The organism is Prosthecobacter sp. (assembly GCF_014879935.1).
Taxonomy (GTDB): domain Bacteria; phylum Verrucomicrobiota; class Verrucomicrobiia; order Verrucomicrobiales; family Verrucomicrobiaceae; genus Prosthecobacter.
On record NZ_JACSRD010000216.1, the window covers coordinates 1 to 25,661 of the forward strand.

Annotated in this window: 17 protein-coding genes; 8 read left to right on the plus strand and 9 right to left on the minus strand. The window is 60.1% G+C overall.

The window, feature by feature from the left end:
* Window positions 1-374 precede the first annotated feature (374 nt).
* Both IAE77_RS24710 and lpdA read right to left on the minus strand, forming a co-directional pair.
* On the minus strand, window positions 375-1,211 hold the full coding sequence (locus IAE77_RS24710) for a hypothetical protein (protein ID WP_294232459.1): 837 nt from the start codon (window positions 1,209-1,211) through the stop codon (window positions 375-377).
* A gap of 3 nt (window positions 1,212-1,214) precedes the next feature.
* Entirely contained in the window at window positions 1,215-2,591 is a 1,377-nt protein-coding gene (lpdA, locus tag IAE77_RS24715) for a dihydrolipoyl dehydrogenase (protein ID WP_294232461.1), read from the minus strand.
* Window positions 2,592-2,722: 131 nt separating this feature from the next.
* Between lpdA and IAE77_RS24720 the strand changes: the two genes are divergently transcribed.
* The 3 genes from IAE77_RS24720 (at window position 2,723) to IAE77_RS24730 (ending at window position 6,294) form a co-directional block, all read left to right on the plus strand.
* The gene (locus IAE77_RS24720; RefSeq protein ID WP_294232463.1) at window positions 2,723-3,736 is read left to right on the plus strand and encodes a trypsin-like peptidase domain-containing protein; all 1,014 of its coding nucleotides are present in this window, start codon (window positions 2,723-2,725) and stop codon (window positions 3,734-3,736) included.
* Window positions 3,737-3,785: 49 nt separating this feature from the next.
* Window positions 3,786-4,865 (plus strand): S1C family serine protease, encoded by a 1,080-nt coding sequence (locus IAE77_RS24725; protein ID WP_294232465.1) that lies wholly within the window; start codon window positions 3,786-3,788, stop codon window positions 4,863-4,865.
* A 139-nt stretch (window positions 4,866-5,004) separates the two neighbouring features.
* A complete protein-coding gene (locus IAE77_RS24730) occupies window positions 5,005-6,294 on the plus strand; it encodes an aminopeptidase P N-terminal domain-containing protein (RefSeq protein WP_294232466.1) in 1,290 nt (429 codons plus the stop codon).
* Between the two features lie 103 nt (window positions 6,295-6,397).
* On the opposite strand, the gene IAE77_RS24735 is transcribed toward IAE77_RS24730, so the two are convergent.
* Entirely contained in the window at window positions 6,398-7,843 is a 1,446-nt protein-coding gene (locus IAE77_RS24735) for a hypothetical protein (RefSeq protein WP_294232467.1), read from the minus strand.
* A gap of 174 nt (window positions 7,844-8,017) precedes the next feature.
* Between IAE77_RS24735 and IAE77_RS24740 the strand changes: the two genes are divergently transcribed.
* The gene (locus tag IAE77_RS24740; RefSeq protein WP_294232469.1) at window positions 8,018-8,743 is read left to right on the plus strand and encodes a 16S rRNA (uracil(1498)-N(3))-methyltransferase; all 726 of its coding nucleotides are present in this window, start codon (window positions 8,018-8,020) and stop codon (window positions 8,741-8,743) included.
* On the opposite strand, the gene IAE77_RS24745 is transcribed toward IAE77_RS24740, so the two are convergent.
* The 5 genes from IAE77_RS24745 to IAE77_RS24765 form a co-directional block, all read right to left on the minus strand.
* Window positions 8,740-13,731, minus strand: a complete 4,992-nt coding sequence (locus IAE77_RS24745) for a DNA repair ATPase (RefSeq protein ID WP_294232471.1) — start codon at window positions 13,729-13,731, stop codon at window positions 8,740-8,742. The two genes, IAE77_RS24740 and IAE77_RS24745, sit on opposite strands and share 4 nt — an antisense overlap.
* 211 nt (window positions 13,732-13,942) lie before the next feature.
* Window positions 13,943-16,027 carry a hypothetical protein gene (locus IAE77_RS24750; protein ID WP_294232473.1) on the minus strand — a complete coding sequence of 695 codons (2,085 nt, stop codon included), beginning with the start codon at window positions 16,025-16,027 and terminating at the stop codon, window positions 13,943-13,945.
* Window positions 16,028-16,045: 18 nt separating this feature from the next.
* Window positions 16,046-16,681, minus strand: coding sequence for an OB-fold-containig protein (locus IAE77_RS24755; RefSeq protein WP_294232475.1), 636 nt, complete (start codon window positions 16,679-16,681; stop codon window positions 16,046-16,048).
* Window positions 16,682-16,817: 136 nt separating this feature from the next.
* Window positions 16,818-17,399: a molybdenum cofactor guanylyltransferase gene (locus IAE77_RS24760; protein ID WP_294232477.1), complete on the minus strand. Its 582-nt coding sequence runs from the start codon at window positions 17,397-17,399 to the stop codon at window positions 16,818-16,820.
* Window positions 17,396-17,851 carry an MOSC domain-containing protein gene (locus tag IAE77_RS24765; RefSeq protein WP_294232479.1) on the minus strand — a complete coding sequence of 152 codons (456 nt, stop codon included), beginning with the start codon at window positions 17,849-17,851 and terminating at the stop codon, window positions 17,396-17,398. The genes IAE77_RS24760 and IAE77_RS24765 overlap by 4 nt, the downstream gene beginning before the upstream one ends.
* A gap of 129 nt (window positions 17,852-17,980) precedes the next feature.
* On the opposite strand from IAE77_RS24765, the gene IAE77_RS24770 reads away from it, so the two are divergent.
* A complete protein-coding gene (locus tag IAE77_RS24770) occupies window positions 17,981-19,012 on the plus strand; it encodes a Gfo/Idh/MocA family oxidoreductase (RefSeq protein WP_294232481.1) in 1,032 nt (343 codons plus the stop codon).
* 1 nt (window position 19,013) lies between these two features.
* Here IAE77_RS24770 and IAE77_RS24775 read toward each other — a convergent pair whose 3' ends face one another.
* Complete coding sequence (locus IAE77_RS24775) at window positions 19,014-20,309, minus strand: protein kinase (RefSeq protein WP_294232482.1); 1,296 nt, start codon at window positions 20,307-20,309, stop codon at window positions 19,014-19,016.
* 152 nt (window positions 20,310-20,461) lie between these two features.
* Between IAE77_RS24775 and IAE77_RS24780 the strand changes: the two genes are divergently transcribed.
* The 3 genes from IAE77_RS24780 to IAE77_RS24790 all read left to right on the plus strand — a co-directional run bounded on the left by IAE77_RS24780 (window position 20,462) and on the right by IAE77_RS24790 (window position 25,505).
* Complete coding sequence (locus IAE77_RS24780; protein ID WP_294232484.1) at window positions 20,462-23,482, plus strand: c-type cytochrome; 3,021 nt, start codon at window positions 20,462-20,464, stop codon at window positions 23,480-23,482.
* Window positions 23,483-24,249: 767 nt separating this feature from the next.
* Entirely contained in the window at window positions 24,250-24,996 is a 747-nt protein-coding gene (locus IAE77_RS24785) for a hypothetical protein (RefSeq protein WP_294232486.1), read from the plus strand.
* Window positions 24,997-25,175: 179 nt separating this feature from the next.
* Window positions 25,176-25,505 carry a hypothetical protein gene (locus IAE77_RS24790; RefSeq protein ID WP_294232488.1) on the plus strand — a complete coding sequence of 110 codons (330 nt, stop codon included), beginning with the start codon at window positions 25,176-25,178 and terminating at the stop codon, window positions 25,503-25,505.
* Window positions 25,506-25,661: the final 156 nt, after the last annotated feature.

Sequence of the window (25,661 nt, forward strand, 5' to 3'; positions counted from 1 at the left end):
TCTTCCAGACTGGTCGGCAACATGCGCGGATATAAGGATGCTTTTCGTCTTTGGAAACGACTTTGCTGCAAGGCGGGGCGCAAGAGGGGTGGTGTAGCTCGCGGTGCACGAGCCAACGCTCACGATCTCGAAGCCCTACGGGTTTCCGTCATGCAGCCCAGGGTTCGGAGAACCCTGGAATCAAGAGCCGCCCACCCCTCTCGAATGGCATGGAACCCTGAAAGGGTTCCGTCACCCGAGCGCCAGTCACCATCGCCACCAGACGGAACCCCGTTGGGGTTCGCATTCGGTCAGGCGGGCGTTTCATCGCGATTCCCAGGGTAGCGCTTCGCGCAACCCTGGGCTGCATGACGCAAGGCCGTTGGCCTTACGTGTTAATACTTGTCTCCGTGCTCGAGGCGCAACTCTTTCCCAACAATGTTATCTGTGTCATTGAGGATGAGCACAGGATGAAGGTGAGGAAAGTTGCCCGGGATTTTGGTGACATTGACATCCCGGCGGGTGGTTTCTCTGAGGAATTCGAGAAACTTTAATGTGTTGTCGATTTTGATGCTGTCTTCCGGCTGGCCTTCCCTGGGGGATGGAAGTAGCGGGCGAATACCAATTTGAGAGTAAATGTTCAAACGCCAATTGAGCACATGACCGGCACGACCAACAAGGCTCCCCTTCAGCGGCACCGGATACTCGATAACTAGCGGCATGACGGTCGGATGAAGCCATTCGACCAGATTCTTACCCTTCAAGATATGCTCCGAAAACATGATCCCAAACCACGATTGTTGTCTTTCAAGCGTGATCGCATCAACAACTGCTTTCCCGACAATATGATGGGTTCCTGCGATGATCCCAGCTTCACCAAGCGCAATGGCTCCCCGGACGGGTAAACCTCCCATGAACAGCCCACGAGCCAGAAGGAAGGTCGCGGCGATTATTGAATTCAATGAGTCTCGAGAATCATCCTTTGAAGCGATGACAAATGAATCGGAAAAACTACACAAGTGAACCGCCTTGAACTTCTCGTTCGGACTATACTTGGCCTCGTTGATATTGATGTGTCCAAGAGTTGAAACCACAGGAACCAATGACAGCACATTTGCTATCTTATCGAGAATCTCTTCCAGGGGCCTCGTTTCGATTAGGGATTGAAAGCCGAGGATGTCCACGAACGCTACATAGCGTTCGCAGATATCCTTGGCGGCTTCCTCATTCATGACTCACACGTGAATCGGATGCCCCTTGGCGACTTCGGTGGCTTCCTTGACCATCTCGCTGAGCGTCGGATGGGCGTGGATGGTGGCTTCGATTTCGTCCCAGGTGGCTTCCAGATTCATGGCGAGGCCGATTTCGGCGATCATCTCGGTGCTTTCGCTGCCGATGATATGGGCGCCGAGGATTTCACCGTGCGGCTCGCCGTAGAGGATCTTGACGAAGCCTTCCGGCTCGGCGGCGGCGAGGGCCTTGCCGCTGGCGACATACGGGAACTTGCCGATCTTGAACTTGAGGCCCTTTTCCTTCGCCGCACGCTCGGTGAGGCCGATGCTGGCGACCTGCGGATGGCAGTAGGTGCAGCCGGGGAAGACGCCGACTTTCTTGGGCTTGTGCTTGGTGAACATGCCTTCGACGGCTTGCACGGCCTCGTAGCTGGCCACATGGGCAAGCCAGGGCGGCCCGATGATGTCGCCGGCGCCGTAGATGCCTTTGACGGAGGTTTGGTAGCGGTCGTCGGTTTGCAGCCAGCCGCGGTCGGTGAGCTTCAATTCGATGCCGCCGGGCAGCACGGGGGCCACGCCGATGGCGACGAGGGCCACATCGGCCTCGAGCGTTTCAGTGGCAGCACCTTCGACGGTGATTTTGACGCTCTTGCCGTCCTCGGAGGTGCCGGTGACCTTCGTGTTGGTGAGGATGCGGATGCCGGCCTTCGTGAGGCTCTTTTCCAAAGTCTGGCTGACCTCGGTGTCTTCCACTGGAAGAATGTTCGGCAGCATTTCAACGACGGTCACCTTGGTGCCATAGGCATTGAAGAAGTAGGCGAACTCGATGCCGATGGCGCCGGCACCGATGACGATGATGCTCTTCGGCTGGGTGGCCATGGTCATGGCTTCCTTGCTGCCGATGACGGTGGTGCCGTTGAAGGGGAAACCAGGCATCGGGCGGCTCTTCGCACCGGTGGCGATGAGGATGTTCGCGGCGTCGTGGGTCTCCTTTTTGCCGTCCGCGGCCGTCACTTCCACCTTGCCGGCGGCGGGGATGCTGGCGGTGCCTTTGAGGTAATCGACCTTGTTCTTCTTGAAGAGGAATTCGATGCCCTTGTTCAGCTTGTCGCTCACGCCACGGCTGCGGCCGATCACTTTGGACCAATCATACTCGATGCTGCCGATCTTGAGGCCGAACTCCTCGGCGCGATGCGTGAGCGTGTGATACAGCTCGGCGTTCTTGAGCAGCGCCTTGGTCGGAATGCAGCCCCAGTTCAGGCAGGTGCCCCCGGCGCGGTCGTTTTCGACGCAGGCCACTTTTTTGCCGAGTTGAGCGCCGCGGATGGCTGCGACATAGCCCGCAGGGCCGCCGCCGATGACGATGAGATCGTAGTTCATGTAAAAGAGTGTGATTTGGGGGTGGGATGGCCGAGAAAAGCGCAGCCCGGGGACGTATTCAACCGCAGATTCCCCCCTCCCTCGCGCGCTTGTTGACCTGCGGAGGCCGGGAACGTAAACTCCGCCCGCGCATGCACCCACTCTGCTCCTCTTTTGCTCGCAGAGCCGCCACGGCCCTCGTGGTGCTGCAAACCGTCGCTGGATACAGCCTCGCTGCAGGTGGCTCGGAGAAGGGGCCCGTGCCGAAAGCTGACATCGCCACCCTGCTGCGTGTGCAGAGTGACGTCCAGAAGCTCCTCCCGCAGGTCCGTCCGGCCTTGGTGGCGATCCAAAGCGGCGGCGGGACGGCCAGCGGCGTGATCATTTCGGCCGACGGCCTGCTTTTGACCGCTGCCCACGTCCCAGGTGCCCCGGGGAAGGACATGCGCGTCATTTTGGAGGATGGCAGCGTCACCACCGCCAAATCCCTCGGGCTGGACAAGACGACCGACGCGGCGCTGGGGCAGCTCAAGGCCCGCACCAAGCCCTGGCCCTTCGTCAATCTCAGCCGGGAAGTGGTGAAGGCGCAGCCTGGCGAATGGTGTTTCGCCCTGGGGCATCCGGGCGGCTTTGACAAGGCCCGCGGCCCGGTCCTGCGCGTGGGGAAGATCATCAAACAGACCGCCAACAGCCTCCACACCGACTGTGTGCTGATGGGAGGCGACTCCGGCGGGCCGCTCTTCAATTTCAACGGGGAGGTCATCGGCATCCACAGCCAGATCTGGGAGGGCCGCGACCAAAACGTCCATGTCTCGATGGCGCCTTTCCTCCGCTCCTGGGATGCGATGCAGAAGTCGCAGGTCATTCGTGTCTGGGGTGTCGGCTCGGGCGGCTATCTGGGTGTCGCCACGGTGATGAGCGACGATGTGGAACTGGAAGTGGCCGATGTCATCGACGGCTCACCCGCGCAAAAGGCCGGTGTGCGCATGGGTGACGTCATTCTCAGCGTGAATGGGGATGCGATGACCGACCAGCAGCAGTTCACCGCCACCGTCCGTGCCCGGGCCGCCGGCGACACGCTCAAGATCAAGCTCCGCACTTCAGGAAAGGAACGCGAGCTGTCCGTCCAGCTCGCCCAACGGCCGGAGGAGGAGGAGGGGCAGTGAGGGGAAAATGACGAACGAGGAATTCCGAATGACCAAGGAGACCCGAATCTTGAATGACGAACCTGCGGCAGCACCTGCGCGCATTCACTCGTCATTCGTCATTCGTCATTCCGCCCTGCTTTTTCTCCTCGTCTCTCTTCCCGTTTTCGCGGAGACCCCGCGTCCGACCTTGCCTCTCGATCAACGCACGAATGGCCGGGACACCCTTGTCGCGATCGAAAAACTGCGTCCTCTGACCACCGCCTGCACCGCACGCGTCGAGAGCCCGCTGGGCCGTGCCATCTGCACCGCCACCATCGTCGGGGAGGATGGCTACGTGCTGACCAAGGCCAGCGAAGTGCCGGATCTGGCCAAGACGCGCGTTCATTTCGCCGACGGGCGCAAGGCGGACTTGCGGGAGGTGCATCGCGACACCGCGCTCGACCTCGTTCTGGCCCAGGCCGTTGGCATCACCGGCCTGCGGGCGGTTTCGTTCGGTGCCGCACGGCCGCTCACCATGGGGCAGTGGCTTTGCAGCGTCGCCAACTCGGCCAAGGAAACACGAATCGGCATCGTCAGCGCCAAACCCCGCCGCATTCCCGGCACGGGTGCCGCGCTGGGCATCCGCATGGCGGAAAAAGCCGATGAGGCCACCAAGGGTGTCCGCATCATCGGAATCGCGAGCGAAAGCCCGGCGGAGGCCGCCGGTTTGCATGAGGGTGATGTCATTCTCGCCATCGCGGGCGAGCTGGTGGACCAGTTCCGCCGCGTCCACGATCTGGTGAACAAGCGTCAGCCCGGCGACATCGTCGATGTGCGTTTCCTCCGCCATGAAAAGGAGGAGACCTGCCGTGTACGCCTCGCCAGCCGCACGAAAGTCCTGCAAAACTGGGAGGGCGAGGACTTCGCCAACGGCGGGATCTCCCTGCGCAGCGACAACTTTCCGCAAATCCTCCAGCACGACATTCCACTCTTTCCCGCCGACATGGGCGGCCCCGTCGCCACCCTCGAAGGAAAGGTCGTCGGCATCAACATCGCCCGCGTCGATCGCGTGACCACCTTTGCCCTGCCTGTCGAAGCTTTCTGGACCGACGCCCAGCTCTGGATCAAAGCCGACCGCCACCCGCCGAAAGCGGTGCTGGCAGAGTAAAAGCGCCCATGAGCGGTCGCTGTCGCGACGCGACGGCTTTTGGCGGTTTTCACCATCGTGCCGTCAATTTTCATCAAGCACGGCCTTCGCGGCAAAATCCGCTTCCCATTTCATCAACCCACCTCAGCTTCGCCGCGCCATGCGCTACCAGCCCCTCCCCGCCGAACTCTTTGCCGCCAACCGCCAGCGCCTTTACGCCAAGCTTCCGCCGCAATCCCTCGTCATTCTGCATGCCAACGACGTGCTGCCGACCAATGCCGACGGCTCGCTGCCCTTCATCCCGAACAGCGACCAGTTTTACCTCAGCGGCATCGACCAGGAGGAGACCATCCTCGTTCTCTACCCGGACGCCGCCGACCCCAAGCAGCGTGAGATGCTCTTCGTGCGCGAGACGAACGAAACCATCGCCGTGTGGGAGGGTGAAAAGCTCACCAAAGCGCAGGCCACCGAACGCAGCGGCATCGCACGCGTCCACTGGCTGCAGGAATTCGAGACGCAATTCCGCAGTGTCATCTGCCAGGCGGACCACATCTATCTCAACTCCAATGAGCACATCCGCGCCACCATCCCCACCGAGACCCGCGAGACGCGCTTCACGCACCGCTGCAAACAGGAATACCCGCTGCACGACTACCGCCGCCTCGCGCCGCTCATGCACGAACTGCGCGTGATCAAGAGCGAACCCGAGATCACCGCGCTCAAAGAGGCCATCCGCATCACCAGCGACGGTTTTGACCGCCTGCTGAAGTTCGTGAAGCCCGGCGTGCATGAGTTTGAGATCGAGGCGGAGCTTTCGCACGAGTTCATCCGCCAAAGGGCACGCGGCTTTGCCTACACGCCCATCATCGCCACGGGTGCCAACGCCTGCGTGCTGCACTACATCACGAACCACTGCCAGTGCCAGGATGGCGAGCTGCTGCTGCTCGATATCGCCGCGAACTACGGCAACTACAACGCCGACCTCACCCGCACGATCCCCGTGAACGGCAAGTTCACGGCACGCCAGCGTCAGGTCTATGACGCGGTGCTCCGTGTCTTCAAAAAGTGCTGCCAGATGCTCAAGCCCGGCGTCATCATCCGCGAATATCAGGAGCAGGTCGGTCTGCTGATGCAGGAGGAGCTGCTCGGTCTCGGCCTGATCACGCCGGACGACATCGCCAAGCAGGACCCTGACAAGCCCGCGTATAAAAAGTACTTCCCGCACGGCACCAGCCACCCGCTCGGCATCGATGTGCACGACGTCGGCCACATGTGGAAGCCCATACAGCCCGGCATGGTCTTCACCGTCGAGCCCGGCATCTACATCCGCGAGGAGAAGCTCGGTGTCCGCCTGGAGAACAACATCGTCATCGGCGAAAACGGCAACCTCGACCTCATGGCGCACATCCCGATCGAGGCAGACGACATCGAGGCCGCCATGGCCCGCTGAGCCACCCGGACGTGGTTGAAAACTCCACGGGTGCGTCGTTCAGGGTGACGGCAGGCAAGTCTGCGCGTTGATGTTCCGCCGTCTGGCGAACACGCCGCCAGCCTCAGTTCCCTTCCTTGAGCTTGAAGCCGATATACACGCCGGAGCTGATGCCCATCAGCCCGAGCAGTTCATTGCTGAAGAGCGGCATCGCGTAGTCGGAGAGCACCCCGTTCACAAACACCACCGCCAGCACCAGAGTCCAGGCGAACATCTGGAAGCGGTGGATCGTCATGCCTTCGTCGGAGCTGAGAATGTCGATGAACCAGTTGGTGAACGGCGTGTTGGATGCGCTCGCTGGCTCGCGCTTCTTCGCGTCCCACTCCCGCTTCTCGGAGACGATCGCGGCAAACATCGAGGTGCCCCCGCTGATGCCCATCAGGATGAGCGCCGTGTTGTTCACACCCGCCAGGCTGCCCGTCGTGGACCACAGGAACACAAACGAGCCGATGATGATGAAGAACCAGATCGACATCTGCAGCCGTGCCAGGCTCAGCGGGTGCTTGTGCTCATGCCAGTAGTTCGGAGCCGGCAGCGTGCGATTTGTCAACGTGATGCCCGTGTCACGCAGCACATCCGTGGTCGGCGCCTTCCACACAAACAGGCCCAGGCAGCCGGCGATGATCCCCATGCTGATCCAGAATTCCCACCGGAACAGGGGGATTCCCAGCCGGAAGCCGCTGTCCACGCCGAGGTAGCTCTTCTTGCCGTTCTCGGTCACATAAGTGAGCGCCACATCCCCCACCACGCAGGTCATCGGGCTCGATTTCAGCAGCCGCAGCCACGCGTCCTTGTCTTTGTTCATGTCCCGCAGGTTGAAGCGCAGCAGGAAGAGCGACTTTTCGGAGTCGATCATCTCCGCCACGTCGATGGGATGCAGTTTGTCGAACGTCTCGCCGCCGATCCGCAGGCGGAAGTTGAGACTCAGCGGCTTGAAACCGTGTTTGATGAACCGCTTCGCCGCCTCCAGTTGCGTCGTCAGGGCCGTCTCCTTCTTTTCCGCGTCCTTCAGCGCCAGATCAGCCTTTCCACGCTCGACATCCAACACCTTCATCGCCGCCGCGTCGGATGCCTTCGCTAGCCGTTCTTTGTCGATGGCGTCGAGCTTCAGCTTCGCCTCCGCACGCTCCAGTGTGATCCGCTTCAACTGGTCCTCTCCGGTCTTGTTCACGATCAGCCGCCAGCTCCTCGCGTATTCGGACTCCGGTTCGGAAAGCTCGCCGAACAGGCCGTCCAGGTCATTGACCACCACGAAAACATCGGAGGAAAACTTCGCCTCCAGCGAGCTTCCAGCGGGCACCAGGCGGAAACTTCCGCCCTCCATGATCTCGCCAAAGGCCACCAGCCGCGGCATCGCTGTCGCGGAGGATGGCAGCCGCTCGCGCACCGTCTTTCCCAGCGTCGCTTTCTCGACCACGGCGTTCTCCGGCTCGTCCGCGGCGGCAGGCGGAACAGCGGCGATCAATGACAAGGCGAGCAGCGGAACCAGTTTGGATGACAGGGATTTCATGACGAAGGGCGGATGAATTGACGAGGCATGATGTGGTGGCTCGCTCGCAGAGTAATTCAGATGAAGACCGGGAAGTCGAGATCGAAATGCCACCGCCGCCCCATTCCGACGACCATCTTGACTTGTGTGGCTTCGGGCGCACAAACACCAGGTCCGAAATCCGAGCCGTCCGCCATGTCCCTTTCCCGCTTCCATCTTCCTCCTGCCGCCTGGGCCGGACCACATCTCAGCCTCACTGGCGACGAGGCGGCACATTGCAGCCGCGTGATGCGCAAACAACCCGGCGACAGCATCGAGATCTTCGACGGCAGGGGTCGTGTTGCGGTTTGCGAGATCACACACGTCTCCAAATCGGAAGTTCAGGCCAGCATCACCTCCGAAACCCGGGTCGCGCCGTTTCAAACCGCGATTCATCTCTTGCCCGCGCTCATCAAAGCCGAGCCCTTCGAGTGGCTGCTCGAAAAAGCCGTCGAACTCGGCGCTTCGAGCATCCAGCCCGTCATCACTGAACGCACCGTCATTCATCTCGATGCCGCGCAGACGGAAAAGAAGCTCGCCAAGTGGTACAGACACATGATCGAGAGCGCCAAGCAGTGCCACACACCCTTCGTTCCTGAATTGAAAGCACCTGCGCCCTTCTCAAAGGCACTGTCCGTCAGCGCTGGCCTCAAGCTCATCCCCGCACTCAGCGAACACATCCGCACGCTCAAACAAGCCTTGCCAGAGGTGAAGCCAGCCACCGTCGCCGTGCTGATCGGTCCGGAAGGCGATTTCACGCCTGACGAAGAAGCTCAGGCCTTCGCCGCCGGCTTCACACCCATCACCCTCGGCCCGCTGATCCTCCGCGCCGAGACGGCCGCCATCGCCACGCTGGCGATTCTGGGCCACGAACTTCGCTAGTCCCCCTCTTTGGGCTTTCGCTTCTTCGGAGCAGACGGTTGCTCCACCGCGCTTTCGACATCCACCGGCAACTCGCCGGGCGCCTCCTTCTCCACCGGCTGCACTTTGATCTCCACGTTCACCGGAACGGCCCGCAGGCCTTCGATGATCGTTTTGAGGCGCTCGATGGTCACGTCGCTCAGCGTCGGCTGGCTCACGGCTTCGGTGAGGGCGCTCAAATGGCCCGTGATGCGATTCACGGGGTCGTTTTCGCCCGCGCCGCCGGAGAGCAGGTTGCGTTTGAAGGTGCGCTTGATCTCGTCCCAGCGTGTTTTGTCCTCGTCGGTGCTCAAAGCGTTGATCTCGCGCCATTTGAGCAAGTTTGCCTCTGCGGCACCGCTCAACGTTTGAGCTTCGCCGCGGTAGTGATCAGCGATGAGCTGGGCGACCTCCTTGTCGGTCATCAGGGGCAGGATCTTCTCCGAAATCTTGTTCATGTTGCGGTAGCTGCCCTGCAACTTGAACGGCGGCTCGGTGCGATAGGCGTCTTCCATCGCCGCGCTGGCCACATACTGCTGGTTCACCTTCAAAATGACCTCGCGCACATGCAAAAGCTTCTCCATGACCGCGACGGCGTCATTGATCTCCTCGGCGCTGAAGCTGCCTTCGAACTCCACGCCTTCGCGCGAGCCCGTCTGCGCGATCTTGAGCACCGAAAGAGCATCCTTGTGACTCCGCGCCGCGATGCGCGCCAGCGTGCCGTTGCTCGTGAGTCCGTTCTCGATGTAGCTGTCTTTAAACGCCTCCTGATGACCGCCGAGGATGTCGCCGAGGTTGTAGGTGTCCGCGCGGTTCGCGAGCATGTCAGGCACTTGAAACTTGCCACCGACCTCGGTGTAAGGATTCCCGGCCATCACCACGGCCACCTTGCGGCCACGCAGGTCATAAGTCTTCGCTTCACCGCGAAACACGCCCTCGATCTTCCTCGTGCCGTCGCACAGCGGGATGAACTTCTGCAAAAACTCGGGATTCGTATGCTGAATGTCATCGAGATAGATCATGACATTGTCCCCCATCTCGAAGGCGAGGTTCAGCTTCTCGATTTCTTCCCGCGCCGACGCATTTCGCGCCTCGCTCGGGTCCAACGAGGTCACCTGATGCCCCAGCGCAGGCCCGTTGATCTTCACCAGCGTGATGCCGAGTCGGCTGGCGACATACTCCATGAGTGTCGTCTTGCCGTAACCCGGCGGTGAAATGAGCAGCAGCATGCCCATGCGGTCCGTGCGCGTGTCCTTGCCCGCCGCACCGAGCTGCTTCGCCAAATTCGCGCCGATCAGCGGCAGATAAACCTGATCAATGAGCCGATTGCGCACGAACGAGCTCAAAACGCCCGCCTTGAACTGATCCAGCCGCAGATCCTTCCGCCGTTTCTCGCTCAGCTCATGCTTGAGCCGCTGAAACGCCTGAAACGCCGGCACCACCGTGCTTTCGTAGCGTTGCAGTCGCGCGGTGAACTCATGGTAATCGAGTTCCAGCTTCGATTCGCTGATCCGTCCATGCGTGCCCGTCAGGCCGCTGATCGTCACCCGCGAAACCGGCTCCGTCGGCGTCGCCGCAGGCGGTTGATCATTCGTGACCACCATCGCCGCCGTTTCGATCAACACGCCACAACCCTCCGTCGGGTTCAAAGCCGTGATCCACTCCAGCGCGATCTCAAAGGCCAAAACCGGCTGCGCAGCCAGTTCGGTCATCGTCGTCTCAAAATCCTTCGCCGCCCGTTTCGCCGTCAATTCCTTCCGAAACGCCCGCAACAGCTCCAAAGCCGCCGCCGAACGCGTGAACTGCGTTTTGGCCTGCAATTCGTCGAGCAGGCACCGAGCCACCGAAACGGCATCACAAGCCACGAAGGCCTCAATTCGCTCCAAAAGCCACTTTTCCGGCTCCACGGCCTTCTCGCCAAAAAACTCCCGCATCCGTCCTTTCGACTGCATCCGCGCAAACAGCGCCTTCTTCTCCACATCCTCCGCCCACGCATGCCAAAACAGCCGCGCATAGCCACGCGACTCCGGCGAATGCCTCAACAAGCCCAACGCTGACTGCATCTCCCGCAACGGCTTCAAAAGCAAGGATGCGTCATGGTCATGCACGCCCTTGGTGTAGCCTTCGTCGTAGCGCTGGGCCATGAAGGCCGAAACATCCGTCTGATCGGACTGATCCGACCGATCCGTCAAAAGCTTCCAAGCCAAAAATTCCGCGCGATACACCTCCGCATTCTCCGAAACGACCGCCTGATCCCAAACCGCTCGCTGCGTCTCCAACTCCGCACTCTCCACCTTCTCAAAGAAGCGCGTGCCGGTGAGATGAAACGCCAAAGCACCGTCGCGGGGCAAAATCGTCAGCTCCAGCGGCTGCTTGTTCACGCTGAACTGATGCTTGCCGAGCTGGATGAGGTCCCCGCCGACAAAAATCTCCGACTTGTCGCGAATCTGCTTCAACGAGTCCTGCTGCACGGTTTTGAGCCGCGTGCTCAACTCATCCGCACGCACGCTGTCACCGAGCTTGCGCAGTTCATCGATCAAATCGCGCAGCTTGGCCACCATCGCATCGCCCGCGAGCCAGGCGTGCACCTCCTCCGGCTTCGCAAAGCTCGTCAGACGATTCCGAATGCTCGTCAAAATGCGCTCCGCCGACTGCCCCAGGCTGCCACAGCGACGATTCAGCGCATCCGTCAGGCTTTGACGACGCGATTCGAAGGCCGTCTGCACCTCCTCGCGCTTTTTGACCAACTCGGCCGCGTAGTCATCGAAGTCGGAGAACTTCGTCTCCATCTCCTCGATCTGCACCAGCACGCGCGTGAGCGATTCATCACACTTCTCCGGCGTGGTGGCCACTTCGAGGTAGTTCAGCACACTCTGGCTGAGCAAACTGAGCTGCGCCTGAAACTGCGCCGCACCTTCCGTCTTCGCCAGATCGTTGCGGCGGTTCCGCAGCACGCTGCGCACCTGATTGAGCTGCGCAAACAGCGTGCTGATGCCCTCGATGATGCGCGTCGTCTCGGTGGCGTCCTGAATCTTGAGGCCGCTGACGATGGCGGTGAGCATTTCCAGCTCGCTGCTCGACTTCGCGAGCGCTTCCTCAACCTCCTGCGCCTCTGTGACCTTCACCAAAGCAGGCACGCGGGCCTGCTGCTCGGTGATTTGCTTCCGATACGGGTCCAGCGCCTCGGGCTTGAGCAGGAAGGCCACGCATTTCGCGCTGAGCTTGTCACCTGCCTCGGCGACAGCCTTGTCCATCGCATCAATGACCGCCGCGTCCGTGTAGCGCACATCGCGCAGCGCGATGATCTGGCCGCGCAACTCGCGAAGCGTCGTCAAAAGCTGCACGAAGCCGAGAATGTCATTCGGATCGGTATTCGTGGCCGCGCTGATGGCTTTTTGCGCCTTCTCTTGCAGAGCCGTGGTCTGCTCCGCTGCCGTCTTGCGCATGCGGCGCACTTTCTCAAACTCACCCAGAGCAGCCTCGGCCGTCGTTTTGATCTCGGTGAGCGTTTCCTTGAGGTTATGCGCCTCCTCCTTGCCCACCCAGAAGTAACTGTCAGCGATGTCACCGCACGAACGCGCCAGCTCGACATACAAGCCGCTGAAGGAGTCATCCTTTGCCAGCAACGTGAGAACGCCACGGCACTCGGCCATCGCGCGGACGATTTCGGCGTTGCCGATCTTGCTGAGGAAGGTCTGCGCGGCCTTCGCCTCGCTGACATCGGCCGTGAGATACGGCGTGCGCCAAACCTGCACGACGTGATGCTTCCGAGGCTCCGCATCGGCATCAAAGAGGATCAATTCGCCCGTCGGAAAGAGCGAGTAGCCATGACAAGGCTGCGGCGTAGCGATGCTCTGCGTGATGAGGTTGTAGCTGAGCAGCAGATACGACCCTCTTTCGAGATGGCTGAAGACAAACAGCGTGTCCTCGCCATTCGCGGCCGGGATGCGCTTCTCGAAGCGCATCGGCGGCAAGCCGGTCTCAAAGCGGCGCACCTCGCCGGTTTGCAACACGTAGCCATGCGGGAAAAGGATGCCATGGTCATCCGGCAGCAGCACGCAGCTTTCCGCGATGCTGTCGATGCGATGCGCCTCCCGCGTGCGTTCGTTGAACACAAGATGCCGCCACTGCTTCTCCTGATACGGCAGCACTTTGAGCAGGATCAGGTTGCCGACGATGGCGTAGTGCACCTCGGCGTCATCGAGCGTCTGGTCTTTGTTCTCGACCGGCTCATTGTAGATGCCGCGCCCTGTGGCGGTGTTGTTTTCCACCTTCACCGTGAGGTCGCCGCCGATCGTCTCGACGAAGACACGGTCCTCAATGCTGATGTGCGGATGCTCGCCGTGGATGTACATATCCCGCGTGGCCCGCTTCCACGCGAACTCCTGCGGTGTCGGGAATACGAACTCGTGATCGCTGCGATTGCCGAGATACTTCAGCGTGCCCTTTTCATCATTGACGAGCCATTTGAAGGTTTTGACCTCCGTCGCCCGCTGTCCGACCTGAAAGCCCATGTAAAGATGCGGCCCGATACGGTGGAACTTCAGGAAGGTGGCGTGTTTGTAGTAGCTGTAGAGATAAGCGAAGTCCTCCGCGAACTGCACATCGCCAAGGATCGCGTCTTTGTTCGTGTGGAAGCTGTGATCGCCCTCCTGGTAGTCATACACCGCGAAGACGTCCTCAATCTTCATCGTCGAGCGCAGCCCGAGATGCACATTGTAGCCAAACAGGAAGCGCTTCGGCCCGATGGCCGCCATGTCGCGCGGCACGCAGTTGTTGTCCGTCGTGAGACGCGTCGTGGTGAGCAACGCCGTCTCAATCCCGCCGAACTCCGCCTTCCGGTCGTTGTTCAGCAAATCCAGCCGACGCTGCAACTCCGAGCCGTGCTTTGACAAGCGCTGACGAATGACTTCGTAAGCACCCGCTTCGAGCTGGGGAGAGGGTTGGGGTGATGGAGTGGGATCGGACATTCAATGACGAAACGGATTTGCTGGGCTGCCCCTCACCCCAACCCTCTCCCCGCGAGTGAGACTAGGTGTCGGCGTGAATTCTTTCGCGGGGAGAGGGAGAGCGCTTTCTGGTCCCTCTCCCCGCTTAGGATGATCGTTAACTCTTTGGCTCACTTGCGGGGAGAGGTTAGGTGAGGGGAACTCTAAAACGAGACTGGCGAGCGGGTTGGTGTTACTTCTTCGCCTTCGCAGCCAGCAGACCGGCCACGTTCGACTCACTCAGGCCAAAACGACCCGCAGCACCAATCATGCTGGTGAGCTTGTTGAGCGTTCCAGCATCAGGATTCAAGCCGATGAGCTTCGCGAACAAAGCGGACAATGTGAGGTTCTTCGTATCTTCGGCCGTGAGGCCGAATTGATCGACCACTGTTTTGAGCTGGGCTTTGAAGTAGTCGGGATCGCCGTTGAAGAAAGTTTCCTTCACGTCGGTGAGCGTGCGACTGCCTTCGACCATGCGGTCCACGGCACGGGCGGTGCCGATGGCGCTGGTGATCTTGTCGAAGAACTGGCTTTCGCCGCCGACGATTTCGATCTTGGCGGACTTCATAGCCTCGCCGAGCACGCCAGCCTGCGCGGCGGCGATGTCTTTCTGAATGTGGATCTCAGCGAGAGCCACAGCCTTGTCCTTGTCGAGGTTGAGCTTGAACTCCTCGTGCTGACGACCGGCGTCTTCGAGCAACTTCATGGCCTGGGCCTTCTTCGTAATGCCATCGGCCTCGGCGGCGAGTTTCAACTGCGTCACTTCGGCATCGACGGTGCCCTGCTTCTGCGAGGCTTCGGCCTTCGCGAGCAAAACTTGAGCTTCGCCGAGTCCGACAGCGGCGGAAGTGGCCGTTTTACCTTCGGCGATAGATTTCTCGGCCGCAGCGTCCTTCGCGGCCGATTCTTGGCGAGCTTCGGCGAGGGTGAGGATTTCTTGAGCGTGGAGCTCGGCAGCCTGCTTGGCAGCTTCGGCGGCTTTGATGGCCGTGAAGGCAGCCTGCTCGGCAGCGAGCTGGGCGGCTTGTTTGGCGGCTTCGGCTTCTTTGATTTTCTGAATGAGCTGCTCCTGGGCGTTTTTCTCGGCGTTGGTGAGTGCGACTTGCTTCTCGCGGTCGGCGGTGGCGAAGGCTTCGGTGTCCTTCATCTTCTGCTGCTCGACGACGACGGTCTTTTCGAGCGCCACGCGGTCTTTGATGACCTCCTGGATGTTCTTTTTCTCCACTTCGACGGCTTTTTCCTTCTCGATGTCCTTCAGCGTGGTGATGCGCTGACGCTCGATGATCTCCAAATCGCGGTCGCGGGTCACGCGTTCGACCTCGACGGCATCGGTGCGCTCTTTGTTGCGCTGGGCGACCAAAACCTGGCGATCCTTGTTTTGTGTGGCGACGGCGATTTCTTCGTCGGCGGTGATTTTGGCGCGTTCGGCCTTCAAACGCTCTTCTTCCTGCACTTTCATCATTTCGGCCATTTCGCGGGCTTTGACGCTTTCGACGTCGCGCTTTTGTTTGGCCTCCGTTTCGGCGAGCTGGCGTTCCAACTCCAAAATGGCCTCACGAGCCTGCACATCCTGCTGCTTGATGACCTTCTCCTTGTCGCGCTGGATGTTGTTGGCCAGCTTGGCCTGCGCGGCGGTGAGTTCGGTGATCTTTTTGATGCCCTCGGCGTCGAGAATGTTGTCCGGATCGAGATTTTCGAGCTGCGTCTGCTCCAGGAAGTCGATGGCGCAGTCGTCGAGCGTGAACCCGTTCAAGTCGGTGCCGATGACCTTCAAAATCTCGCTCTTGAAGTGATCGCGCTCATTGTAGAGCTGCACGAAGTCGAATCGCTTGCCGACGGTCTTCAGCGCCTCGGAGAATTTGGCATCAAACAGCGTGCGAATGGTGTCCACCGCGCTCGCACGGGCACAACCGATACTCTGCGCGACACGCAGCACGTCTTCGGGCGTCTTGTTCACGCGGACAAAGAAGGCGACCTTGATGTCAGCGCGGAGGTTGTCTTTGCAGATGAGGCCTTCGTTGGCTTTGCGCTCGATCTCGATGCGCTTCACGGAGATGTCCATGTACTCGGCCTGATGGGCGACCGGGATGACCAGCATGCCGTTGAAGGACACCTTGGTGCCGCCGACGCCATTTCGCACGATGGCCTGGCCTTGCGTGACCTTGCGAAAGAAGCGCGAGAATAGAATCAGCACACCGAGGAAGATGCCGATGGCGATGACTCCGACGAGGATGCTGCCTTCGAGGAGGACTGCGAGTGTTGGGAGGTATGTTTGCATGGTTTGAGAGATCGGGAGTTAAACAGATTCGATGAAGTAGAAGGCGTTGTCGGGGCCTGCGGAGGTGATTTTGGCCTGCGTGCCTTTCACGAGCGTGCCACCTTGCGTGCGGACATTGATGAGAAGCGGAGCGCCGTTGGCGGTGATTTCGAGCTGACCGTAGGTTTCGTCGGCTTCGATGGAGCAGACGGTGCCGGTGCGGCCAATGACCACCTCGGCTTCCGTATCGGAATCCGCCATCGCTTTGAAGAGCCGGGCGACTGGAATGGTGACGAGCTTGGTGATGACGAGGCTGCCGACCAGATTGGGAAGAAGCAGGATGAAGGTCTGAAGGATGCTGTGAGAAGGATTCCACTTCTCATTGAGCACCAGCGAGAGGAACCACATGAAAAGGAAGAGAAAGCTCAACCAGACCACGATCGGAACCTGGGAGAATCCAAAAAGGCGGCCTGCGGTGATCCAGACACCGCCCGTGCTCATGCCGTGGTGGGCGTGATGCCCGTCCGAATCCAGATCGAGATCGGCGTCGGGGAGATCGGCTTCGAAGTCGAGCGCACCGAGGATGACAAGCAGCCAGTAGCATACGACCAACGCCAGAAGCAGAGTCAGCAGCACTTGGTGCGGAGCGATGGCGGCGTTGAAGAGTTCTATCACGTCGGGAGACGGGTTGTGATCGGCGCCGATTTAAGCAGCGGCTGAATTGATGCACCATTACAAAGTCGTTCGAATCATTGCACCAATCGTCGAATCATCCGACGGAGGTCGCTCACACGATGTCTGACGGCCAGATTCACTTCAGGTCCGCCGGCGTGTTCACATTGTGAAAGAACGCGGCTTGATGGTCTTCGATTGGGCAGGTGATGGCGGTCCCGGAATGAACGCACGTCTCAATGAGGCGCTGCAGCTTCAAGTCCTGGTCTTCCAGCGCCTTGCGCATCAGCGGCAGCATCGCGGGCACATACATGCCGGCGAGAGCCTCGTCACCGTGGGAGCCACGGAAGAACCATCCTTGGTCCGCACGGTCATGTTTTGCGATCTGCTCACGCAAAAACGCCGCGGTCATCCAGGGCATGTCCACAGCGAGCACGAACAGCGGCATCTGCACATGCTCCAGACAGCGGGCGATGGCACCGAGAGGCCCTTGATCCACATCATCAGGATCGTGCAGCGTCTCCACGCCCTCCTCCGGGCTGACAAAGAGCGGCTGCTCCGCACGGCAGGAAAGCAGGACGCGTGACGCGCCGATGCTTTGCAGCTTGTGAAGCTGCGCCTGCCATAAATCCTGGCCATGCCAGTGCAGGAGGGCTTTGTCCTGCTTCATGCGCGTGGAGCGCCCGCCGGCGAGCAAAGCGGTGGCAAAAGGGGCGTTCATGAGGTTTTGAGGATGCCGTCGCTCAGGATCTTGGCCCGCAGGCCGCCGTGGCCTTTGAGCGCCAGCTCCGCACCTTCGGCGAAGGCCTGATCCATCCAGTAGCAGGGGCTGCACTCCTGCGTGCCGAGGAAGCGGACGCCCTGCACTTCAAATTCGACACCGATGAGCGTGTTGAGGTCCACGCCTTTCGTGATGACGTTTCGGCGGAAGGCGGAAGGCGTCACGCCCATGACGCCGAGCTTTTCACACAGGCGTTCGTACTGCTCGTGCTCGAAAAAAGTCACCTGGCCCTTGTAGTCGTCCTTCCAGCCAAAGAAGCGGTCGCCCACCAGCCCCTTGCCCGCGACGCACTCAACCTGGGGCACCTCGATCACCGGTGCGGTGCCCGCCGGCTGGCCGTGGTGTCCGAAGTAATTGTGCTCAGGCGAGATGTAGAGGTGCAGGATTTGCATGCGGAGAGGCAGCGTTATGAATGGATCGTCGGATTGATGGATGATGGATTGGTCGCTGGACTTCGCAAGGCCAGTGAGCTTCATGCACCCGTCCATCGAACCCATAAGCCACTCTTCTAACCATCCACCATGAGCGAAGCTCCTTCTCCCGTCCGCGTCGGCATCATCGGTGCCGGCGGCATCGTCAAACAACGCCACATGCCCGGCCTGCGGGCGATCCCGGGCGTGCAGATCGTGCAGGTGGCGAACCGTTCGCTCCCCAGCGCGGAGGCATTCCGCCGCGAGTTCGCCCCGGAGGCGCAGCCTGTGGAGCGCTGGGAGGAGGTGGCGTCGTCGCCAGACGTGGATGTGGTGTGGATCGGCACGCACCCTTACATGCATGCGGAGATGACGTGCTACGCGCTGCAACATGGAAAGCATGCCTTCACCCAGGCCCGCATGGCCGCATCGCTGCCCGAGGCGAACCAGATGTGGGAGGCGTCAATCCGTTATCCGGAGCTGGTGACGGGCATCTGCCCAGCGCCACATGGCATGAAGGGAGGCGAATTGGTGAAGCAACTGCTCGCCGAAGGTGCGATCGGCACGCCGCATCAGGCGATGCTGCACAGCTTCAATGACGCGTGGCTCGATCCGGCCGCCCCGGTGCACTGGCGGCAGCAATCCGAGCTGAGCGGCATCCAGATTCTCACCTTGGGCATATACACCGAGGTTCTGCAGCGCTGGCTGGGGCACATCATCGAGGTCGAGGCCCGTGGCAATGTGGTCATTCCTGAACGCGGCGGCGTCGAGGTGGACATTCCCGATTTCGTCAACGTGATGGCGCAATTCCGCAACGGCATCGAGGCCTCCATGCTCTTCAGCGGCGTGGCAGCTCACGCGCCCACGGACAAGCTGTGGCTGTTTGGCTCCGAGGGCACGCTGAGCTATGATTTTGTCACCGACGAGATCCAGCTCGGCAAACGCGGCGGGAAACTGGAAACCCTACCGGTCCCGACCGAGATGCAGCGAAGCTGGACGGTGGAGCGCGATTTCATCGCCGCCGTGCGTGATCCCGCAGCACCGCGTCCGAAGCCCGATTTCAACGAAGGCATGATGTACATGCGTGTCGTCCATGCCGTCTGGCAGGCGATGGAGTCCCAGGCTGCGGTGCGTGTGATGTGAGTCACACTGCCCGCCTGCGCCCCACCGCCAGCGCTCCATTCACGATCTGCAGCAGTCCCTCCACTTGGTAGGGCTTCGGCAAAGCTCCGGCGAAACCGTAGGCGGCGCTGTCCTGCATGACCGGATCGTCACGATAGCCAGAGGAGACGATCGCAAGAATCTGCGGATCGAGCCGGCGGAGGTGCAACATCGTTTCCCGGCCGCACATGCCATCCGGGATGGTGAGATCGAGGATGGCCAGATCGTAGGGGCGGCCCTGGACCATGGCTTCCTGGTAAAGGCGCAACGTGTCCCGGCCATCGCCCGTTTCCACGACTTCGAACGATGCCTTTTCGAGCGCACGGCGCAGCAGGTCACGCACCATCAGATCGTCCTCCAGCAGGAGGATGCGCCCGGCGCTGGCTTTCGGCATTTGCAGCGGCCGGCTGGGCGTCTGCACGACGGGAACGAGCGCCGCCTCGATGGCCCGGCGCATGTCGCCGAGGGACTGATAACGGTGCTGGCGGTCGTGCATCAGCGCGCGGATGACGATGCCATCGATGCGTGCATCCAAGCCCGGCCGCAGCACTGAAGGCGCCTGCCAGGAGCCGCGCGGCAGCGCCCCGGTGAGCATCTGATACATCAGCACTCCCAGCGCATAGATGTCCGCACGGTGATCCACGTCACGATGCGCGTTGAACTGCTCCGGCGCGGCATACTCCGGCGTGCCCATGACCATGTGCGTCTCCGTGGCGACGGACGCGCCGTGCGCCACGTCCTTGGCGAGACCGAAATCGGTGATCTTCACCTCTCCCTGGCGGGTGAGCATGATGTTCGCAGGCTTGATGTCACGGTGGACGATGCCTTTCAGGTGCGCGTATTCCAGCCCGGAGCAGATCTGCGGCAGCAACTGCAACGCGAGCTCCGGCGTCATGCGATTGAGGCGCATGATCTCGCCGAGGTCGGTGCCATCGACGAACTCCATGACGAAGAACAGGAAATCCGCACCGAGGTGGCCGTAGTCGTAGATCGCCACGATGTTCGGGTGGTTCAGCGTGGCCATTGCCCGTGCCTCGCGGCGGAAACGGTCTTCGAAGGCGAAGTCGTAGCCGTCGCTGACTCGCAGCACCTTGATGGCGACAGGCCTGCCCAGGCTGAGCTGCGTGCCGCGATACACCGTGCCCATGCCGCCGATCCCGACCTGCGCCTGCACCGAATAACGGCCAAACGGCATCATGGTGGACAGCTCCGACGGCGATGGCGGCGCGGAACGGGTCACAACAGGCGTGGCGGAGCTGGAGCTGCTGGTGAGTCGCATCAGTCGGGTACTGTGACACACCCGGCGATGCGAGCAACCGCTGCGAGCCTTAGTTTGAACTTTAGCCATCGGACCTCGCCGCACGAAAATACCGGAACTCGCGACAAGCCCGCAAGAATCGCCCTCCCCACCGCAGTTTCTTCGATTCCACCATGAAATCGCGCCTCCTTCTCCTCGCGCTGGGCACCTCCGCGCTCACTGCCGCCGCCCAAAACGTCAAACCTGATGACGTGGCCGGAAACGAAGCGGTCAAAAAGATCATGGAGACACGCCCCGGTCGCGGCGTGATGCGCGATGACACACCGCCCACGCCGCCGCAGGAGGCCGTGAAGAAGTTCAAGCATCGCAGCGATGTCTCCATCGACCTCATGGCGCATGAGCCCATCGTCGAGCAGCCGCTTTACGCGAGCTGGGACTCGAAGGGGCGCATGTGGGTCACGCAGTATCGCCAATACCAGTTTCCCGCCGGCTTGAAGATCGTCAGCTACGACCAGCACCTCCGCGCAAAGTTCGACAAAGTGCCGCTGCCGCCGCCACGGGGTGACAAAGGCGCGGACAAGATCACCGTGTTCGAGGACACGGATGGCGACGGCTTTTTCGACAGGCACGAGGACGTCATCACCGGCCTGAACATCGCCAGCGCGGCGCTGCATGGCATGGGCCGCATCTGGGTGTTGAATCCGCCTTACCTGCTCAGCTATCCCGATGCCGATTTCGATGCCAAACCGGATGGCGATCCCGAGGTGGAGCTCAGCGGCTTCGGCTTGGAGGACACCCACAGCGTCGCCACGAACCTGCAATGGGGCATGGACGGCTGGCTTTACGGCGCGAATGGCAGCACAACGACCGGCAATGTCAGCAGCGCCAACACCAAGAACGTGAAATGGGAAGGCCAGTGCATCTGGCGCTACCACCCCAAGAAGAAGACCTTCGAAATCTACGCCGAGGGCGGCGGGAACACCTTCAGCCTCGATATCGACAGCAAGGGCCGCATTTTCTCCGGCACGAACGGCGCCACGCGCGGCATGCACTACGAGCAGGGCAGCTACGGCATCAAAGGCTGGGGCAAACACGGCCCGCTCACCAATCCGTATGCCTTCGGCTGGTTCGAGCACATGCGCCACGAGGGCGACAACAAACGCTTCCCCCAAGCCTTCGCAATTTATGAAGGCGGCCTGCTCGGCAGCGCCTACGAAGGCAAAATCATCGCGCCGAACGCGCTGCAAAACCTCGTCTATGTCAGCCAGCTCATCCCGGACGGCTCCACCTTCCGAACCAAGGATGAAGAGCAGCTCATGACCACCACCGACCGTTGGTTTCGCCCCGTGTGGGCCGGCGTCGGCCCCGATGGCGGCTTCTACATGGCCGACTGGTATGACACCCGCCTCAGCCACGTCAGCCCCGTCGATGACTGGCACAAAACGAGTGGCAGAATCTATCGTGTGCGTCCTGCGAGTGGTGCGCCAAAGCTGAAGCCGTTTGATTTGAGCAAGGAAACAGGAGAGAGTCTTTATAGCTACCTGAGCCATCCAAACGAGTGGCTCAGAAAACAGGCAGCGTTGGAGCTTGGGTGGCGGGGTGACGGCAAGATTGGCATCACCATCAGAAAATCGATGCCCAAACGGACTCTCACCATAGATGAGGTGTGGGCACTAGATTTGACGGAGCAGGTGGATGAAGAGGTTATCGCCAATCTTCTTCGTTACGATGATCCCTACATTCGTCGCTGGGCCGTGAAGATGATCGGCGAAGAAAACAGGAGTGCGGATGCCCTCATCCGCCTTTCCAAAGAAGAAAGACATCCCGAAGTCCGAGCGCAAATCCTCGCCTCCGCGAAGAAACTCGCTGCCAAAGACGCGCTGCCGCTTCTCTGGAGCGGCGAAGCAGACGACGAAAGCGGTCATTTGCCGCTTCTCGCCTGGTGGGCGCTCGAATCGAAGGCGGAAAAGGAGCGTGAGGCCGTTTTTGCCTTCCTCAAATCCGACACCGCCTTTCTCAAAACCAAGCTTTTCCGCGACCACCTCGCCGAAAAGCTCGCGAAACGCTATGCGCTAGCCGGTGGCGAGGAGAATCTCAATTCGTGTGCCGATTTGCTCGCGCTGACGAACGATGAGGCCCTGCGCGGCAAATTCATCGCCGGCATCGCCTCGGCGTTTGAAGGCGCGGAGATGCCGAAACTGCCGGAGGCACTGCAAAAGGCTCTCAACGACTACATGGCGAAGCAAAGCGGCGGTGATCTCACACTCGCGTTGCGCAGCGGAAACGCGGAGGCGCTCAAAAACGCGCTCAAACTCCTCGCTGACTCCAAAGCGACCAATACAGCCCGAATCGCCATCGCAAAGACTTTGGCCGAACTCGGCAAAAACGACGCCGTGATGCCGATGGTGGCGATTTTGAAGTCCAGCGCGGCTCCGAGCCTCAAACGCGGCATTTTGCAGGCCGTGGCCAGGTTTGACGACAAACGCATCCCCGAGGCCTTGCTGCTCGGTTGGGAAGGTCAGATTGCCGGCGACAAGGCGCTGCGCGAGGACGCGCTGCGTGTCATGGCTGGTCGCAAAGAGTGGGCGCAGATTCTCATGAACTTCGTCAACGAATGGAAAGTGCCCGCGAAGCATTTCACCATCGACATCGTCCGCCAGCTCAGCCTGCACAAGGATGCGGACATCGACGCGAGCATCGAAAAGCATTGGCGCGGCCTCCTCGCCACCGGACCGACGCCGGAAAAGAAGAAAGAGGCCGAGCGCATCAAAGCCGTGCTCAAAACCGGCCTCGGCGATGCTGAAAAAGGCAAACTTCAGTTCGCCGCCCGCTGCGCGGTGTGCCACACGCTGTTTGGCGAAGGCGGCAAGATCGCCCCTGATCTGACAGGCCACGACCGCACGAACGCGGACTTCTGGCTCGACAATCTTTTCATGCCCAGCATGGAAATCCGCGAAGGTTTCGGCGCTTACATCGTGAAAACCAAGGGCGGCCAGATCCTCACCGGCCTCATGGACGCGCAAGACGCCAGCGGCATCGTCATCAAGGACATGGCTGGCAACAAAACAGCGGTGAAACAGGCCGACATCGAGAAGCTGGAGGCGTCCCCAGTTTCGCTGATGCCCGAAGGCCTCACCGCCGGCATGAGCGATGCGGATCTGAAGGATTTCTTCGCGTATGTGATGAAGAAGTGATTTTTACAATTATTGGACCCAAATGGCATGTGTGGTCGCAGTTATCAGTCTTTGGACTGGCTGGCAAAATTCGCGCTGCCCTAGAACACTGGGTGGATGTGCTGAGTGAAATTCACAAGAGACGGCCTCAACAGAACCGTTTGACGGCTTCGGATGCAACTGCCACGCATGAAACCTGCGTGAGCCACTCGTTTCGTTGTTCCTGTCTGCGTTTCCTTTGCCCTCTCGATCAAACCCTTTGTTTGTGAAGGGCCGCTTGATGCACTGAGGGAAGAATCGGTTGTTTTTAAGGCCCGCATCAATGCGCCAGACATCGATTCTGATGTTTTTGCCTTCATTTCCATTGTGCCGAAAGCTCATTCCTATGTTTTCCTCCAAATCGGAAGTTGGGGGGCTGTGTGATGGTTTCAGAGCTAATTCATGTTGTGGAAGGCTGATTTTACCCGCCAGACCGCCTTGTTTCCGCAAGACCCTGGGAGAGCGTTTTCAAACTTGTTGAGCTGTGCGTCTCATGTCTGTGGGCCGAAAACGCAGTTTCAGGAGACTTGGCTAAGGGGCGCTGGCGATATGCCGCTGTGTTAAACCAAGAGATTTTGCAGGCACATCAATAAACAGGAACACATTTGTCAGAAAATAATGACAATTACATAAGCTAGAATCGTTAGTGAGAAAAAGTTGGTGACAAATCACACCTTTATATTTCATACTGCAAATATCGCATATCATTCTAGGTGCTGCGACAGGATCAACCCGCATTTTTCACCATTATGCCTGACGCCGGCACTCCAGCGCCTGAGAATCCAAGCTCACCTCCTGCGACATCAGCCGCCCACGAGCGTGGTTACTTCAATCAGGCGCAGCTTGAGGACATCGAAACGGCTGGGGATCTGCTGGCTGCCGCAAGCGGCCACGCAGCGGAACTTACCGAGCAGGACATTGATGACGCTTACTTGAATGGCCTGACCGTGTTAACTGTGGAAACCCGCCGCCGCATTGCGGAGGCTGCCGGCAATGGAGACGCTTCCGAAGCTGCCACGGCAGAGGCACGTGCTGCGGAGAAAGTGCTCTTCCAAGGTCTTCAGCACATCCAGAGCGCCGCGAGGCAGAAGCACAAGATGCTGGCCGAAGACGATGATCCTGAGACGAATTCCCCCCTGGACGGCTACCTCATCGGCCTGCGCCCTAATCCCAGTCGCACGCTGTTGCTCCAAACCGCCGAAATGCTGATCGGCAAGGCCAAGGCAGATTCACTTCCGGGTTTCAAGACCGCCGCAAGAGTCGCCTCAATGGAAGCTTTGCTCACCGCCTACCGTAGTGCCGAGAGCGGCCAGGGCCAGGCCACCGAAGACAAGGGCCTCAACCGCGTGAGTCGTGATGCCCTAGTGCAAAAGATCAACACCCGCCGCAGCGCCGTCCAACACACCGCCGACGTGCTCTGGCCCTACACCCAGGAAACCAGCCGCCCCATCCGCAAAACCTTCAAACTGCCTCTGGGCAGACCGATGGGTGGATAATCTTTCCGACCCTTATGCTTTCATGGTGTCCATTTTTCGGCCTGATGGTCTGTCTTCTACTGTTGATTTCATGCAGTGGTGCGGCAGGCACTTATCAAGCAGTGCAGTATCAAACGGCAGATGGCGGCTACACTGCCACACTAAAGACAAGGGGGCTGGGTGTCATCCACGCACATGGCATGAACACGATGACGCTTGGTGCAGAAGATGTGGTCGCTTTTTACGAGGGAGAGCTCCCACGCCTCAATTCCGCAAGGGGCATCTGGGTGGGTTTACCGGATCAAAAGCCGCTCCATGTCAGCCGCCGTTCCCATGGTATCGCGTTGGGAATAGCACCCGCATTCGCAGGACTTAATGTGGGAGCACAGTTCACTGAATTTACTTGTCTGGATGCCAGCGGCGATGTGGAACTGCGTGTACGCAGCCCCGGCCGGCAAGGGCCGCCAGAATTTTTCATCCGTCAGCATTCGAGAAATTCTCCCAAACACACAACACCTCAACTCCCATGACGACATACCGCATCACAATACCTCTACTGGCAGTTCTGCTGCTGGCCTCCTGCCAGAACAGCTCACATCTGATTGTCTATCAGCACTCCAACCTAGGCAGTGTTTTAAAACCTCAAAAGGCGAGAGAAAGAAGTTGTACTCACGGGTTGGATAACG

Bases quoted from the DNA above. Each gene is read 5' to 3' on its own strand.
- IAE77_RS24710 (WP_294232459.1), bottom strand. From the start codon at position 1,211: ATGAATGAGGAAGCCGCCAAGGATATCTGCGAACGCTATGTAGCGTTC.
- lpdA (WP_294232461.1), bottom strand. From the start codon at position 2,591: ATGAACTACGATCTCATCGTCATCGGCGGCGGCCCTGCGGGCTATGTC.
- IAE77_RS24720 (WP_294232463.1), top strand. From the start codon at position 2,723: ATGCACCCACTCTGCTCCTCTTTTGCTCGCAGAGCCGCCACGGCCCTC.
- IAE77_RS24730 (WP_294232466.1), top strand. From the start codon at position 5,005: ATGCGCTACCAGCCCCTCCCCGCCGAACTCTTTGCCGCCAACCGCCAG.
- IAE77_RS24735 (WP_294232467.1), bottom strand. From the start codon at position 7,843: ATGAAATCCCTGTCATCCAAACTGGTTCCGCTGCTCGCCTTGTCATTG.
- IAE77_RS24740 (WP_294232469.1), top strand. From the start codon at position 8,018: ATGTCCCTTTCCCGCTTCCATCTTCCTCCTGCCGCCTGGGCCGGACCA.
- IAE77_RS24745 (WP_294232471.1), bottom strand. From the start codon at position 13,731: ATGTCCGATCCCACTCCATCACCCCAACCCTCTCCCCAGCTCGAAGCG.
- IAE77_RS24750 (WP_294232473.1), bottom strand. From the start codon at position 16,027: ATGCAAACATACCTCCCAACACTCGCAGTCCTCCTCGAAGGCAGCATC.
- IAE77_RS24760 (WP_294232477.1), bottom strand. From the start codon at position 17,399: ATGAACGCCCCTTTTGCCACCGCTTTGCTCGCCGGCGGGCGCTCCACG.
- IAE77_RS24765 (WP_294232479.1), bottom strand. From the start codon at position 17,851: ATGCAAATCCTGCACCTCTACATCTCGCCTGAGCACAATTACTTCGGA.
- IAE77_RS24770 (WP_294232481.1), top strand. From the start codon at position 17,981: ATGAGCGAAGCTCCTTCTCCCGTCCGCGTCGGCATCATCGGTGCCGGC.
- IAE77_RS24775 (WP_294232482.1), bottom strand. From the start codon at position 20,309: ATGCGACTCACCAGCAGCTCCAGCTCCGCCACGCCTGTTGTGACCCGT.
- IAE77_RS24780 (WP_294232484.1), top strand. From the start codon at position 20,462: ATGAAATCGCGCCTCCTTCTCCTCGCGCTGGGCACCTCCGCGCTCACT.
- IAE77_RS24785 (WP_294232486.1), top strand. From the start codon at position 24,250: ATGCCTGACGCCGGCACTCCAGCGCCTGAGAATCCAAGCTCACCTCCT.
- IAE77_RS24790 (WP_294232488.1), top strand. From the start codon at position 25,176: ATGAACACGATGACGCTTGGTGCAGAAGATGTGGTCGCTTTTTACGAG.